Source organism: Terrabacter sp. Root181, assembly GCF_001428505.1.
In the GTDB taxonomy this organism is placed as follows: domain Bacteria; phylum Actinomycetota; class Actinomycetes; order Actinomycetales; family Dermatophilaceae; genus Terrabacter.
Window position 1 is genome coordinate 319,718 of record NZ_LMHU01000008.1, and the last position, 13,261, is coordinate 332,978.

General features: G+C 71.3%; 12 protein-coding genes and 1 other RNA gene. 4 read left to right on the forward strand and 9 right to left on the reverse strand.

Annotated features, from left to right (window positions below; all coding sequences use genetic code 11):
* Position 1 precedes the first annotated feature (1 nt).
* The 8 genes from ASD90_RS17850 to ASD90_RS17885 all read right to left on the reverse strand — a co-directional run bounded on the left by ASD90_RS17850 (position 2) and on the right by ASD90_RS17885 (position 7,599).
* Positions 2 to 1,762 (reverse strand): DEAD/DEAH box helicase, encoded by a 1,761-nt coding sequence (locus tag ASD90_RS17850; RefSeq protein WP_056759494.1) that lies wholly within the window; start codon positions 1,760 to 1,762, stop codon positions 2 to 4.
* Positions 1,763 to 1,888: 126 nt separating this feature from the next.
* Positions 1,889 to 2,854, reverse strand: coding sequence for a zinc metalloprotease (locus tag ASD90_RS17855; protein ID WP_056759495.1), 966 nt, complete (start codon positions 2,852 to 2,854; stop codon positions 1,889 to 1,891).
* Between the two features lie 142 nt (positions 2,855 to 2,996).
* Positions 2,997 to 3,317, reverse strand: coding sequence for a DUF3039 domain-containing protein (locus tag ASD90_RS17860; protein WP_056759497.1), 321 nt, complete (start codon positions 3,315 to 3,317; stop codon positions 2,997 to 2,999).
* A complete protein-coding gene (locus tag ASD90_RS17865) occupies positions 3,314 to 4,117 on the reverse strand; it encodes a glutamate racemase (RefSeq protein ID WP_056759652.1) in 804 nt (267 codons plus the stop codon). Before ASD90_RS17865 ends, ASD90_RS17860 begins: the two co-directional genes overlap by 4 nt.
* 49 nt (positions 4,118 to 4,166) lie before the next feature.
* Positions 4,167 to 4,727 carry a YqgE/AlgH family protein gene (locus tag ASD90_RS17870; RefSeq protein WP_056759654.1) on the reverse strand — a complete coding sequence of 187 codons (561 nt, stop codon included), beginning with the start codon at positions 4,725 to 4,727 and terminating at the stop codon, positions 4,167 to 4,169.
* A 28-nt stretch (positions 4,728 to 4,755) separates the two neighbouring features.
* Positions 4,756 to 6,270: a DEAD/DEAH box helicase gene (locus tag ASD90_RS17875; RefSeq protein WP_235506758.1), complete on the reverse strand. Its 1,515-nt coding sequence runs from the start codon at positions 6,268 to 6,270 to the stop codon at positions 4,756 to 4,758.
* A gap of 97 nt (positions 6,271 to 6,367) precedes the next feature.
* On the reverse strand, positions 6,368 to 6,994 hold the full coding sequence (locus ASD90_RS24410; protein ID WP_235506760.1) for a hypothetical protein: 627 nt from the start codon (positions 6,992 to 6,994) through the stop codon (positions 6,368 to 6,370).
* 236 nt (positions 6,995 to 7,230) lie between these two features.
* Positions 7,231 to 7,599, reverse strand: coding sequence for a VanZ family protein (locus ASD90_RS17885; protein ID WP_056759501.1), 369 nt, complete (start codon positions 7,597 to 7,599; stop codon positions 7,231 to 7,233).
* 69 nt (positions 7,600 to 7,668) lie between these two features.
* Between ASD90_RS17885 and ASD90_RS17890 the strand changes: the two genes are divergently transcribed.
* Genes ASD90_RS17890 through ASD90_RS17900 form a run of 3 tightly spaced genes read left to right on the forward strand, consistent with a single transcriptional unit; the run spans position 7,669 to position 9,196 of the window.
* Positions 7,669 to 8,289 (forward strand): SIMPL domain-containing protein, encoded by a 621-nt coding sequence (locus tag ASD90_RS17890; RefSeq protein WP_056759503.1) that lies wholly within the window; start codon positions 7,669 to 7,671, stop codon positions 8,287 to 8,289.
* Positions 8,290 to 8,328: 39 nt separating this feature from the next.
* Positions 8,329 to 8,730 (forward strand): thioredoxin, encoded by a 402-nt coding sequence (gene trxA, locus ASD90_RS17895; protein ID WP_056759505.1) that lies wholly within the window; start codon positions 8,329 to 8,331, stop codon positions 8,728 to 8,730.
* Between the two features lie 4 nt (positions 8,731 to 8,734).
* Positions 8,735 to 9,196, forward strand: coding sequence for a YccF domain-containing protein (locus tag ASD90_RS17900; protein WP_082588825.1), 462 nt, complete (start codon positions 8,735 to 8,737; stop codon positions 9,194 to 9,196).
* 106 nt (positions 9,197 to 9,302) lie between these two features.
* On the opposite strand, the gene ssrA is transcribed toward ASD90_RS17900, so the two are convergent.
* Positions 9,303 to 9,669, reverse strand: a transfer-messenger RNA (tmRNA) gene (gene ssrA / locus ASD90_RS23085).
* Positions 9,670 to 9,880: 211 nt separating this feature from the next.
* Between ssrA and ASD90_RS17905 the strand changes: the two genes are divergently transcribed.
* Positions 9,881 to 13,255, forward strand: a complete 3,375-nt coding sequence (locus ASD90_RS17905) for a pyruvate carboxylase (protein WP_056759507.1) — start codon at positions 9,881 to 9,883, stop codon at positions 13,253 to 13,255.
* The last annotated feature ends 6 nt before the right edge of the window (positions 13,256 to 13,261 follow it).

Below are 13,261 nucleotides of genomic sequence, written 5' to 3' on the forward strand. Positions count from 1 at the left end.
CTCAGCGTCGGCCGACGAGCCAGAGCCGGATCTTGTCGATGCGCTCGGACACCTGATCGGAGGAGGCGGCGGCGAGATCGGGACCGCCGCACACCCGGCGCAGGTCCATGTGGACGTTGGCGTGGGGTAGCCCCTTCTGGCGGGCGTAGGTCGCGACGAGCTTGTTGAGCTCCTTGCGCTGCGCCGCGAGGGCCCGGTGCGCGGCCACCGGCATCGGGGCCGAGGCCCCCTGCGGCGCCTTCTTGACCTGCCGGCTCTGTCGCTCACGGAGCAGTGCCGAGACCTGGTCGGGCTCGAGCAGGCCGGGCAGGCCGAGGTACTCCTCCTCGTCCTCCGACCCGACCTGGGCGTGCATGCCCCACTGCTGCTTGTCGAAGAGCACGTGGTCGAAGTGCGCGTCGGACTCCAGCGCCTCGAAGGCGCCCTCGTCGAGGGCCCCGCTCGCCTTGTCCGCGCGGTTGGCCTCGTCGAGCAGGCTCTGCTCCTCGGCCCACATCTGGCCGATGTCGTCGGGGTCGGGCTTGCGGTCGAGCGCGTGGTCGCGCTGCTCCTCGAGGCGCGACGCGTGGTCGAGGACGACCGGCACCGACGGCAGGAACACCGATGCGGTCTCGCCGCGCCTGCGGGCACGCACGAAGCGGCCGACGGCCTGGGCGAAGAAGAGCGGCGTCGAGGTCGACGTGGCGTAGACGCCGACCGCGAGGCGCGGCACGTCGACGCCCTCGGACACCATGCGGACGGCCACCATCCAGCGTTCGTCGCTCGCGCCGAAGTCCTCGATGCGCTTGCTGGCGCCGAGGTCGTCGGAGAGGACGACCGTCGGGGCCTCGCCGGTCAGCGAGCGGAGGATGGCGGCATACGCCCTCGCCTGGGTCTGGCTGGAGGCGATGACGAGACCACCGGCATCCTCGACGTGACGACGAACCTCGGTGAGGCGGCGGTCGGCGGCGGCGAGGACGGCGGGGATCCACTCGCCCTTGGGGTCGAGGGCCGTGCGCCACGCGTGCGCGACGAAGTCCTTCGTCATGGGCTCGCCGAGGCGGGCCTCGAGCTCGTCGCCGGCCTTGGTGCGCCAGCGCATGCTGCCGCCGTAGGCCATGAAGAGGACGGGGCGCACGACGCCGTCGCGCAGCGCCTCGGCGTAACCGTACGTGTAGTCGCTCGAGCTGACGAGCGTGCCCTCGGCGTCGAGCTCGTAGGTGACGAACGGGATCGGCGAGGTGTCGGAGCGGAAGGGCGTGCCGGTCAGCGACAGCCGGCGGGTCGCGGGCTCGAACGCCTCGCGGATGCCGTCGCCCCAGCTCTTCGCGTCACCACCGTGGTGCACCTCGTCGAGGATGACGAGGGTCGACCGCGACGTCGTCAGCTCGCGGTGCAGCGACGGGCGGGACGCGACCTGTGCGTAGGTCACGGCGACCCCGTGGTAGTCGTCGCTGTGCCGGCCGATGCTGTTGCTGAACCTGGGGTCGAGGCTGATGCCGACCCGGGCTGCGGCGTCGGCCCACTGGGTCTTGAGGTGCTCCGTGGGGGCCACGACGGTGACCCGGTGCACGATGCCCGCGCTCAGCAGCTCGGTGGCCACGCGCAGGGCGTACGTCGTCTTGCCGGCACCCGGCGTCGCGACCGCGAGGAAGTCGCGCGGCGCCTTCTCGAGGTAGAGGTCGAGCGCCTCCTGCTGCCACGCGCGCAGCTTGCTGGCGGTACCCCACGCAGCCCGCTCGGGAAAGGCGGGTGGGAGGTGGAAGGCGGCCCCTGAACTCATAGAGAGGCCACCGTAACGAATCCCCGGGGACGACATGCCGAGGCCCCGCCTTGCCGGCGGGGCCTCGGTCTGGATGGTATGCCGCTCAGTCGCTTTCGCGTCCGAGCGCGCCCAGGGCGGGTGCGGTCAGCTGCCGGCGCGGTAGGCCGTCCACTGCGCCTGCATGCGCGAGACCTGGCCGGTCGTGAAGGTGTTCATGCAGGCGTCGTACGTGTAGTCCATGAAGTTCTTGATCGGGTCGAGACCGGGGCTCGTGCACGTGTCGCGGCCGGTCGGGCACTGGTAGGCGGGACTGGCCTCGGCGGGCGTGTCGGCCACGTAGTCGCCGTTGCCCTTACAGCCGCCCTGGAAGGTGTGGTAGAGCCCGACCCAGTGCCCCACCTCGTGGGTGGCGGTGTCGCCCTTGTTGTAGTTGGTGGCGCTGCCGCCGGGCAGTGAGGCCGTGAGGACGACGACGCCGTCCATGACGTCGTAGCTGCTCCTGGGGAAGGTCGCCCAGCCGAGCAGGCCCTGGCCGATGTTGGCCGAGTAGAGGTTGAGGTCGGCCATCGTGCCCTTGCGCAGAGCGCTCTTCATGTTGCGCTCGGCCGTGGAGCCCGGCGTCACGGTGTACCAGGACGCGTTGCTCGTCGAGTCGGAGCCGGCGAGGGTGAAGCTGAGACCAGTGCCGGAGTAGGCGCTGTTGAGGACGCTGATCTGACTGTTGATCGCGCTGGCGCTCACGGAGCCCTGGGTGCCGTTGGTGATCGTGTGCCAGTAGACCTTCACGTTCGTCGCCGCGAACATGCCCGTGCCGGGATTGCCCTTCTGCCCCTGCTGGACGACCTTGCCCGACGAGTCGCGGGTCAGCCCCTTGGCCGCGAGGGCCTTCGTGAGGGCCGCCTCGTTGGCGCGCACCTGGGCGTCGGACAGCTCGTGCGGGTCCTTCGCCGTGCCGTGGCTGCCACGGGCTCCGACCGCGCCGACGGTCTCGGGGTCGAGGCACGCGGCGCTGCCGTGGCCGTCGATCACGGGCGCGGCGTGCGCCGGCGCGACGAGAGATGCCGCGGCGAGCGCGAGCGGTGCCGCGAGCATCAGGGAGCGAAGCTTCATGAGGTGACCTTTCTCGTCCGGCCCGACGCCCGATCGGGCGTCGATCCCAGCGACTGTAGGTACGCGACAGTCAGTGGCGCCGCCGGGGCGAGTAAAGAACCCGTAAGGAAAGCCCGAGGTCAGGCACCTCCGGACGAGCCGGTCAGGACTGTCCGCCGCCGCCCTGGTCGCCGTCGCCGCCGTCCTGGGGGTCTCGCAGTCCTTCGTAGATCTCCTTGCACACCGGGCACACCGGGAACTTCTGCGGGTCACGGCCCGGGACCCAGATCTTGCCGCAGAGGGCCACGACGGGCTCGCCCGACAGTGCGCTCTCGAGGATCTTCTCCTTGCGCACGTAGTGCGAGAAGCGCTCGTGGTCGCCCGGCTCCTGGAGCTCCTCGCGGACCTCCTCGCGCTCGATCGTGGCCGTGCTGGTGCCCCGCAGCGGCTCGGGCTCGAACGGGTCGGGAGGCATCGTGCTCATGACGAGAGTGTATGCCGCCCTGCCGCACCCCGAAGGAGCCGCTCCCCCGCCGGGTAGGCCCCCCACGACGCCGGCAGCGCGCCGGGTCGGCCGCTGAGGAGCACCGCCTCGACACCCGCCTCGGTCGCGTCGGCCGCCGGCTCGAGACCGATGCGGCGCAACGTCTGACGGGCGACGGCGACCGGTGAGTCGTGGATGGTCACGCCCTGGCCGAGGGCCGCGACGATCCGGTCGGCGACGAGGCCGTAGTGCGTGCAGCCGAGCACGAGCGAGCGCACGCCCGCGGGGGTCTGGGACGCGGCATACGCGATGCACTCGTCGACGGCCAGGGGGTCGCCGGACTCGATGGCCTCCGCGAGACCGAGCGCCGCGACCGCATACGTCTCGACGTCGGCGGCGAAGGCGTCGACGAGTCCGCGGAGATAGTCGCTCGACGTCGTGGCCGCGGTGGCCCACACGGCGACGGGGCCGCCGGCAGCGGCCGCCGGCCGGATCGCCGGGACCGTGCCGATGACGGGGACGGCCGGCTCGAGCTCGGCCCGGAGGGCGCCGAGCCCGTGCACCGAGGCGGTGTTGCACGCGACGACGATCGCGTCGGGCTCGTGCGGCAGGGTGGCCCGCGCCGACGCGAGGATCAGGCGCTGGACCTCCTCGGGCGTGCGCGGGCCGTACGGCATGTTGTCGGGGTCGAGCGACAGCACGAGGCCGAGGTCGGGGCGCAACGCGTGGAGCGCGTCGGCATACCCGAGGAGCCCGAGCCCGCTGTCGACGAAGGCAACTCGCCTGGTCGACCTCGGCATCTCGGGATGGTCCTCGGTCTCGGGCCGCACGGGCTCCGTCACGGCCACGTCAGTTCATCGACGGGTCGTCGGGGAAGTTCGCGACGTACGCGAGGGTGTCGCGCTGACGCCGCAGCACCTCGCGCCACAGCCCGTCCGGCCGGGGCGTGAACGCGTCACGCACCTCTGCGTCGACGACGTACCAGTCGCCGCGCAGCACCTCGTTCTCGAGCTGGCCGGACTCCCAGCCGGAGTAGCCGGCGAAGATGCGCAGGCCCGCCAGCTCGGCCGCCACGACGGGCGTCGGCACGTCGAGGTCGACCAGCCCGATCGAGCCGAAGAGGCGCTTGACCCCGAGCGGCTCGGGCTCGTCGCCCGGCACCGTGACGAGTCCGAGCGCCGACGACGTCGACACCGGCCCGCCCTGGAAGAGCACGTGCGGGGCCGTCACGACGCGCTGCCAGCCCGGCAGCACCGAGTCCACCTCGGCCGACAGCGGCTTGTTGAGCACGACGCCCTGGGCGCCGCCGTCGTCGTGGTGCAGCATGAGGATGACGGACCGATGGAACACGTCACCCCCGACGGACGGCGTCGCCACGAGGAGGCGGCCGGTGTGGAAGGTCGAGCTCACGGGCCCAGCCTTCCACACCGGCGACTGCTCAGAAGCGGGCGCCCCGGTGACCGCCGCGCTCGTCGTCGCCCCAGCGGGAGACGAGACCGTCGCCACGGTCGTTGCGACGGCCACGGCGGTCGTCACGGCGGTCGTCACGACGGTCGTCACGACCGCCACCGTGCTGCGGGCGGAAGCCGCCGCGCTGGCCCTGACGCGGACCGCGCGGGCCGGCAGGCCCACGACGGTGCTGCTTCGGACCGGCGATGAGGCGCTGGAAGTCGTCCTCGGCGATCGCGACGCCGCTGGGGGTCGTCGCACCGGTCGCCGCGATGATCGCGTCGCCGGGCGTGGCCCGGACGGGCGAGATCTCGAGGCCGGCGTCCTTGAGCTGTCGCTCCATGGTGCGGCGCTGGTGCGGCAGCGCGAGGGTCACGACGGTGCCCTTGTCGCCGGCGCGGGCCGTGCGGCCGGAGCGGTGGAGGTAGTCCTTGTGGTCGGCCGGCGGGTCGACCTGCAGGACGACCGAGACGTCGTCGACGTGGATGCCACGGGCGGCGACGTCGGTGGCGACGAGCACCGGGAGGGTGCCGTCACGGAACGCGCCGAGCACGCGGTTGCGCTGGCCCTGGTTGAGGCCGCCGTGGAGCGCGGCCGCCATGACGCCCTGCTCACGCAGCTGGAGCGCGATGCGGTCGGCGCCGAGCTTGGTGCGGCAGAACACGACGGTGCGGCCCTCGCGGTTGGCGACCTCGGCCGTGATGACCTTCTTGTGCTGCGGGTCGATGAGCAGGACGTGGTGGTCCATGCCCTCGACGGACGCGGTCGCGTCGTTCGTCGAGTGCGTCACCGGGTCGGTGAGGTACTTCTCGACGAGGGTGTCGATGCCGCGGTCGAGCGTCGCCGAGAAGAGGAGGCGCTGGCCGTCGGACGGGATCTTGTCGAGGCTCGTCGTGATCTCGGCCATGAAGCCCATCTCGGCCATGTGGTCGGCCTCGTCGAGGACGGTGATCGCGATGTCGTCCATCTCGATGGCACCCCGCTCGAGCAGGTCGTTGAGGCGGCCCGGCGTCGCGATGAGGATGTCGACGCCCTTGTTGAGGGCGTTGATCTGCGTCGTGTAGCTGAGGCCACCGGCCACGAGCTTGTGGCGCAGGCCGGCGACGTGCACGAGCGGCTCGAGCGCGTCGGAGATCTGCATCGCGAGCTCGCGGGTCGGCGTGAGGATCAGGGCGTGCGGCTTGCGCGGGCGACGAGGCAGGTCCGCCTCGACGAGCCGGGCGATGAGGGGCAGGCCGAAGGCGAGCGTCTTGCCCGAGCCGGTCTGGCCACGGCCGAGGACGTCCTTGCCGGCCAGCGCGTCTGGGATCGTCGCGGTCTGGATGGGGAACGGCGAGGTGATGCCCTCGCGGGCCAGGCGCTCGACGATCCGCTCGGGCAGGCCGAGGGCTGCGAAACCGTTGTCGGCGGCGACGTCGACGGGACCGTCGGACACGTCGGCGCGCGTCGACTTGGTCCAGCTGTCGGCGTCCATGCGCTCGGCCTCGGCGTCCTCGAAGCTCACGGGAGCGCGGTCGGCGAAGCGGTCGCCGCCCCGGTTGTCGCGGCGGTCGAAGGACGGACGGTCCTCACGACGCTGGAAACCACGGTCGCCGCGGTCGTCACGACGCTGGTAGCCACCACGGTCGCCGCCACGGTCGTGTCGCCGCCACGGTCGTCACGGCGGTCGAAGGAGGGACGCTCGTCACGACGCTGGAAACCACGGTCGCCGCCACGGTCGTCACGGCGGTCGAAGGACGGACGGTCCTCACGACTCTGGAAACCACGGTCGCCGCGGTCGTCACGACGCTGGTAGCCACCACGGTCGTCACGGCGGTCGAAGGACGGACGCTCGTCACGACGCTGGTASCCRCCACGGTCGCCGCCACGGTCATCGCGACGGTCGAAGGACGGACGGTCCTCACGACGCTGGAAACCACGGTCGCCGCGGTCGTCACGACGCTGGTAGCCACCACGGTCGCCGCCACGGTCGTCACGGCGGTCCGCGGGGCGCGCCACTCGCGGCCGCCGACGTGCGAGGAGCCCGACGAGGCCGGGCGGGAGGTCTTGGGACCGGAGAAGGAGGACGACTTCGGTCCACCCTGTCCGCGGTGTGGCTTCTTGGTCGCGCCGGACTTCTTCTCGGTGGACCAGCGGGCCTTCTTGGGCGCGCCGGAGGAGGTGTGCTTGGGCATTGCGTATTCAACTCTCTTGACTCGATGCAGACTTCGCCTCGAGCCGTGAGTCACACCACGACCATGCAGACGAGCCTCAGGCGCAGCATTGTCTGCGCCCCATGTGTACCGGTGCCCGGCATCTGTGCCGTCCGGTTTTCGGATCCGCTCCGCGTCGGTGCCGGGCCGCGCCGTCTGCGCGGTCTTCCGGTAGGGGTGTCACCCCGTCGGACGAGCCTGCCCGCCGGGCATCCCCGGCGCCATCTCTTCCGTCGTGATCCGAGGAGACCTCGGAGTCGGATTTCCTGAGTCTACCAGCGACGCAGCCGGCCCCGGACCACGAGCACGGTCGCCCCGACCGCGACGCCGACGAGGTCGACCACCGCGTCCCACGCGTCGCCCGAGCGTCCCGGGAGCAGGAAGTGCTGGACGAGCTCGCTCAGCGGGGCGTGGATCGCGAAGACCACGACGGCGGTGCGCACCGACCCGAGAGCCCGCCCCACGGCATACGTCGGCACGGCGAAGACGAGCAGGTGGACGACCTTGTCGGTCCAGCTCACGGGCCCCTCGACGGTGACGACCGGCCAGTAGAGGACGAGCAGCTGCACCACGACCGCGGCGACGGCCAGACCCACGACGTGGCGCGAGGCAGGGGCGGACCGTCGCGGGAGGCTCGTCATGGGACGGCAGTCTAGGTAGGTTGCGAGAGGGCCCAGAACCCCTCCCCGGGCCGCGACGAGAGGACGCCCATGGGCAAGCGCACGGTCACCGTCAACGGCAGCGGTCGGGCCTCGGTCTCCCCCGACGTCGTGCGGCTCGACCTGCGCGTCGGGCACGACGCCGGTGACGTCGCGGCGGCCCTTGCCGGCGCGGCCGAGGGCATCACGAAGGTCGGGGCCGTCGTGCGCGACCACGGCGTCGCCGATGCCGACATCCGCACGCTCGACGCGGGGGTCAACCAGCGCTGGGACAACACCGGCACGGCGGTCGGGTTCCAGGCGCAGCAGCGCCTGGCCGTGACGGTCCGCCGCCTCGAGTCGGTGGGCGAGATCCTCGAGGCCGCGGCGTCCGCCGTCGGCAACGCGCTGCTCGTCGACCAGGTGCGCCTCGACGTGTCCGACCGCAGCGACGGGCTGCGCCGGGCTCGCGACGCCGCGTTCGCCGACGCCCGCGACAAGGCGGAGCAGTATGCCGTCCTCTCCGGCGCGCAGCTCGGTGCGGTCCTCGGCGTGGCCGAGGCGGGTGCGATTCCGGTCCAGCGCCGCGAGATGAAGCTCATGGCCGCGTCGATGGACGCCGGAGGGATGCCCGTCGAGGGCGGTGACCTCGACCTCGGGGCCTCCGTCACGGTCACCTGGGAACTGCGCTGAGGGCGGAATACCTGCCGCACACGATCCGTTGGGAGAGACATGGCTACCACTGACCTGACCGCGCAGTCCTTCGAGAAGACCGTTCTCGACAACGACATCGTCCTGGTCGACTTCTGGGCGTCCTGGTGCGGCCCGTGTCGACAGTTCGCCCCGGTCTACGACGCCGCCTCACAGGCCGGTGACAACGAGGGCATCGTGTTCGGCAAGGTCGACACGGAGGCCGAGCAGTCGCTGGCGTCGGCGGCCAACATCACCTCGATCCCGACCCTGATGGCCTTCAAGGAGGGCGTGCTCGTCTTCGCCCAGCCCGGCGCACTGCCGCAGTCGGCGCTCCAGGACGTCATCGAGCAGGTCAAGAACCTCGACATGGCCCCGATCAAGGAGCAGATGGCGGCCGAGGCTGCCGGCGCCGCCGCGACCGACGCGTCCGGGCAGGCCTGAGTCCTTGCGGCTTCTCCTCAACGTCGTCTGGGTCGTCTTCGGCGGCTTCTGGCTCTGGCTGCTGTACCTGCTGGCCGGGGTCGTCGCGTGCGTGACGATCATCGGCATCCCGTTGGGGCTGGCCGCGTTCCGCATCGGGTGGTTCGCGCTGTGGCCGTTCGGCCGCACCGTCGTGGACCACCCGGCCGCCGGGGCCGCCTCGACGCTGGGCAACGTCCTCTGGGTCATCTTCTTCGGCTGGTGGCTCGCGCTCGGGCACGTAACGACGGCCATCGCCCAGGCGGTGACGATCGTCGGGATCCCGCTGGCCCTCGGCAACCTCAAGCTGATCCCGGTCTCGCTCTTCCCGCTCGGCAAGCGGATCGTCCCCGTCGAGGGCGGGTCGTACTCCGCGTTCGGGCCCGACCTCATCGGTCCGGGACGCACCGGCGGTGCCCCCGGCAACGAGGACCTGCGCCTGCGCTGACGGACCGCGGGACTGCACCGCACACGGCATACGCGAAGAGGGCGCCCCGCGAACGGGGCGCCCTCTTCGTGCTGACAGCGACAGCGTGACGTGGCCACCACGTGAGTGGTGGAGGTGGCGGGAATTGAACCCGCGTCCGATGACGAGAAACCAGGGCTTCTCCGGGTGCAGTGCGCTATGGCTTTTCTCGGCCCCAGGGCTCGCACGCACACGTCCCCTGACAGGCCCAGTTGAGTAAGAGTCCCGCGCAGCCCCCCAACATGACTGCGCAGCAAGTTTCCTAGCTGATGCCAGGCACTGAGTCGGAAACTAGCTCAGGCTGACAGACTTCGAGGCTCGCTCAGGCGGCGAGGGCGAAGTCGGTGCGCTTGGAATTGGCACCTATTGTTTTGCAAGGAGCGTTTACGAGATAACCCTGCATCCTCGACCCGCTTCCCCTGATATGTCGACCACCGTCGAAACCGATCACCCCCATGAGGGGTGTCCACGTCACGCTGTTGACTTGTCAAGCTGCCCTGCTCTCCACCGAGGTGGAGTCCACAGTATGCAGGAGGAACGTTCTGGCGGTCCAAGCCATTCCCGTCTCGGATGGGAACACCCCGCTCTGGCGTGACGAGCCCGCCACTAGGCTGCCGACGTGGTCGACGCGGACCACACGAGTCGCCCCCGCACCCTGGAGGTCCGATGTTCCGCAAGGTTCTCGTCGCCAACCGAGGCGAGATCGCCGTCCGAGCCTTCCGGGCCGCGACCGAGCTCGGCGCCCGCACGGTCGCCGTCTTCCCCTACGAGGACCGCAAGAGCGAGCACCGGCTCAAGGCCGACGAGGCCTACCAGATCGGCGAGGAGGGCCACCCGGTCCGGGCCTACCTCGACCACGAGGCCATCGTGGCCCAGGCCGTCGAGGCCGGTGCCGACGCGATCTACCCCGGCTACGGCTTCCTCTCCGAGAACCCCCTCCTCGCCGAGGCGTGCGACGCGGCCGGCATCACCTTCATCGGCCCACCCGCCTCGGTGCTCCACCTCACCGGCAACAAGGCCCGCGCCATCGCGGCCGCGCGCGACGCCGGCCTGCCGACGCTGCGCGGCTCCGAGCCCGGCACCGACCTCGACACCCTCGCGTCCGCGGCCGAGGACATCGGCTTCCCGGTCTTCGTCAAGGCGGTGAGCGGTGGCGGTGGCCGTGGCATGCGCCGCGTCGAGGCGCGCGAGGGCCTGCGGGACGCGCTCGAGGCCGCCCAGCGCGAGGCCGAGTCGGCGTTCGGCGACCCGACCCTCTACCTCGAGGAGGCCGTGGTCAACCCGCGGCACATCGAGGTCCAGGTGCTCGCCGACAGCACGGGTGAGGTCGTCCACCTCTACGAGCGCGACTGCTCGCTCCAGCGACGCCACCAGAAAGTCGTCGAGATCGCCCCGGCGCCCAACCTCGACGCGGCCACCCGCGAGAGCATGTGCGCCGACGCCGTCGAGTTCGCCCGCTCGATCGGCTACGTCAACGCCGGCACCGTCGAGTTCCTCCTCGGTGAGGACGGCCGCTACGTCTTCATCGAGATGAACCCGCGCATCCAGGTCGAGCACACCGTGACCGAGGAGGTCACGGACATCGACCTCGTCGTCATGCAGATGCAGATCGCGGCAGGCGACACCTTCGCGTCGATGGGCCTGCGCCAGGACGACATCCGGACCAAGGGCTTCGCGATGCAGTGCCGGATCACGACCGAGGACCCCGCCAACGGGTTCCGTCCCGATGCCGGCACCATCACGGTCTACCGCTCGGCCGGCGGCAGCGGCGTGCGGCTCGACGGTGGCACCGTCTTCGTCGGCGCCGAGATCAGCGCTCACTTCGACTCGATGCTCGTCAAGCTCACGTGCCGCGGCATGACCTTCCCGATCGCCGTCCGTCGGGCCCAGCGCGCGCTCGCGGAGTTCCGCATCCGCGGCGTCTCGACCAACATCCCCTTCCTCGAGGCGGTGCTCGGCGACCCGGTCTTCCAGGAGGGCCTCGCGACGACCTCGTTCATCGACGAGCGACCCGAGCTGCTCTCGGCGCGCATCAGCGCCGACCGCGCGACGAAGCTGCTCAGCTACCTCGCCGACGTCACCGTCAACCAGCCCAACGGGCCGGTGACCACGCGGATCCGCCCACGCACCAAGCTCCCCCCGCTCCCGGATGCGCCCCTGCCGCCAGGTGCCCGAGACCGTCTCGTCGCCGACGGTCCGGCCGCCTTCGCGAGAGCGCTGCGCGAGGCGAACGACGTCGCCGTCACCGACACGACCTTCCGCGACGCGCACCAGTCGCTCCTCGCGACCCGCATGCGCACCCGCGACCTGCTCCATGTCGCGAAGCACGTCTCGCACCTGACGCCGCAGCTGCTCTCGATGGAGGCCTGGGGCGGCGCGACCTACGACGTCGCCCTCCGCTTCCTCGCCGAGGACCCGTGGGAGCGCCTGGCCGCGCTGCGCGAGGCGATGCCCAACATCCCGCTCCAGATGCTGCTGCGCGGCCGCAACACCGTCGGCTACACCCCCTATCCGACCGCGGTCACCGACGCCTTCGTGCGCGAGGCCGCGTCGACGGGGCTCGACGTCTTCCGCATCTTCGACTCGCTCAACGACGTGTCGCAGATGCGCCCTGCCGTCGAGGCCGTGCTCGAGACCGGGACCGCGGTCGCCGAGGTGGCGCTCTGCTACACGGGCAACCTCATGTCGCCGGGCGAGAGGCTCTACACCCTCGACTACTACCTCCGCCTCGCCGAGCAGATCGTCGACACGGGTGCCCACGTCCTCGCCATCAAGGACATGGCGGGGCTGCTGCGGGCCCCCGCCGCGTCGCGGCTCGTCCGGGCCCTGCGGGAGCGCTTCGACCTCCCGGTGCACCTGCACACCCACGACACGGCAGGCGGACAGATCGGCACGCTGCTCGCGGCCATCGACGCCGGGGTCGACGCCGTCGACGCGGCGACCGCGACGATGGCGGGCACGACGAGCCAGCCCTCCCTCTCGGCCCTCGTCGCTGCGACCGACGACACCGACCGGCCCACCGGCCTCGACATCGAGAACGTCTTCGCCCTCGAGCCCTACTGGGAGGCCGTGCGCCACCTCTACCGCCCCTTCGAGTCGGGCCTCGACTCCCCCACGGGTCGGGTCTACTTCCACGAGATCCCCGGTGGGCAGCTGAGCAACCTGCGCCAGCAGGCGATCGCTCTCGGTCTCGGCGACCGCTTCGAGGCCATCGAGGACATGTATGCCGCGGCGAACCGGATCCTCGGCAACGTCGTCAAGGTGACGCCGAGCTCCAAGGTCGTCGGAGACCTCGCCCTGGCGCTCGTCGGTGCCGGCGCCGACCCGAAGGACTTCGAGGACGACCCGCAGCGCTACGACATCCCCGACTCGGTCATCGGCTTCCTCAACGGTGAGCTCGGCGACCCGCCCGGCGGGTGGCCCGAGCCGTTCCGCACGAAGGCACTGGCCGGCCGCCAGTCGAAGCCGCGGCTGACCGAGCTGACGGCCGAGCAGGAGTCCGATCTCGGCACGGCCCCCCGACGCACCCTCAACCAGCTGCTCTTCCCGGGGCCGACGAAGGAGTTCGAGACCTCGCGCGAGTCCTACGGCGACCTGTCGGTGCTGGGGACGGTCGAGTTCCTCCACGGTCTCGAGGCGGGTGAGGAGTACGAGGTCGAGATCGAGCCGGGCAAGCGCCTCATCCTCGGCGTCCAGTCCATCGGTGAGGCCGACTCCAAGGGCATGCGCACCGTCATGTGCACCCTCAACGGCCAGTTCCGCCCGATCACCGTGCGCGACCGCTCGGTCGAGGCCGACGTCAAGTCCGCCGAGAAGGCCGACCCCGGAGCCAAGGGCCAGGTCGCGGCCCCCTTCGCCGGCGTCGTCACCCTCGCCGTGGCCGAGGGCGACACCGTCGAGGCCGGCGGGGTCGTCGCGACGATCGAGGCCATGAAGATGGAGGCCAACATCACGAGCCCCGCCGGTGGCACCGTCTCGCGGGTGGCCATCGGCGCCCACCAGCAGGTCGAGGGTGGCGACCTGCTCGTCGTCATCGGCTGACGGCCG

Coding starts and splice junctions, on each gene's coding strand:
- ASD90_RS17850 (WP_056759494.1), bottom strand. CDS start 1,762: ATGAGTTCAGGGGCCGCCTTCCACCTCCCACCCGCCTTTCCCGAGCGG.
- ASD90_RS17855 (WP_056759495.1), bottom strand. CDS start 2,854: ATGAAGCTTCGCTCCCTGATGCTCGCGGCACCGCTCGCGCTCGCCGCG.
- ASD90_RS17860 (WP_056759497.1), bottom strand. CDS start 3,317: ATGAGCACGATGCCTCCCGACCCGTTCGAGCCCGAGCCGCTGCGGGGC.
- ASD90_RS17865 (WP_056759652.1), bottom strand. CDS start 4,117: ATGCCGAGGTCGACCAGGCGAGTTGCCTTCGTCGACAGCGGGCTCGGG.
- ASD90_RS17885 (WP_056759501.1), bottom strand. CDS start 7,599: ATGACGAGCCTCCCGCGACGGTCCGCCCCTGCCTCGCGCCACGTCGTG.
- ASD90_RS17890 (WP_056759503.1), top strand. CDS start 7,669: ATGGGCAAGCGCACGGTCACCGTCAACGGCAGCGGTCGGGCCTCGGTC.
- trxA (WP_056759505.1), top strand. CDS start 8,329: ATGGCTACCACTGACCTGACCGCGCAGTCCTTCGAGAAGACCGTTCTC.
- ASD90_RS17905 (WP_056759507.1), top strand. CDS start 9,881: ATGTTCCGCAAGGTTCTCGTCGCCAACCGAGGCGAGATCGCCGTCCGA.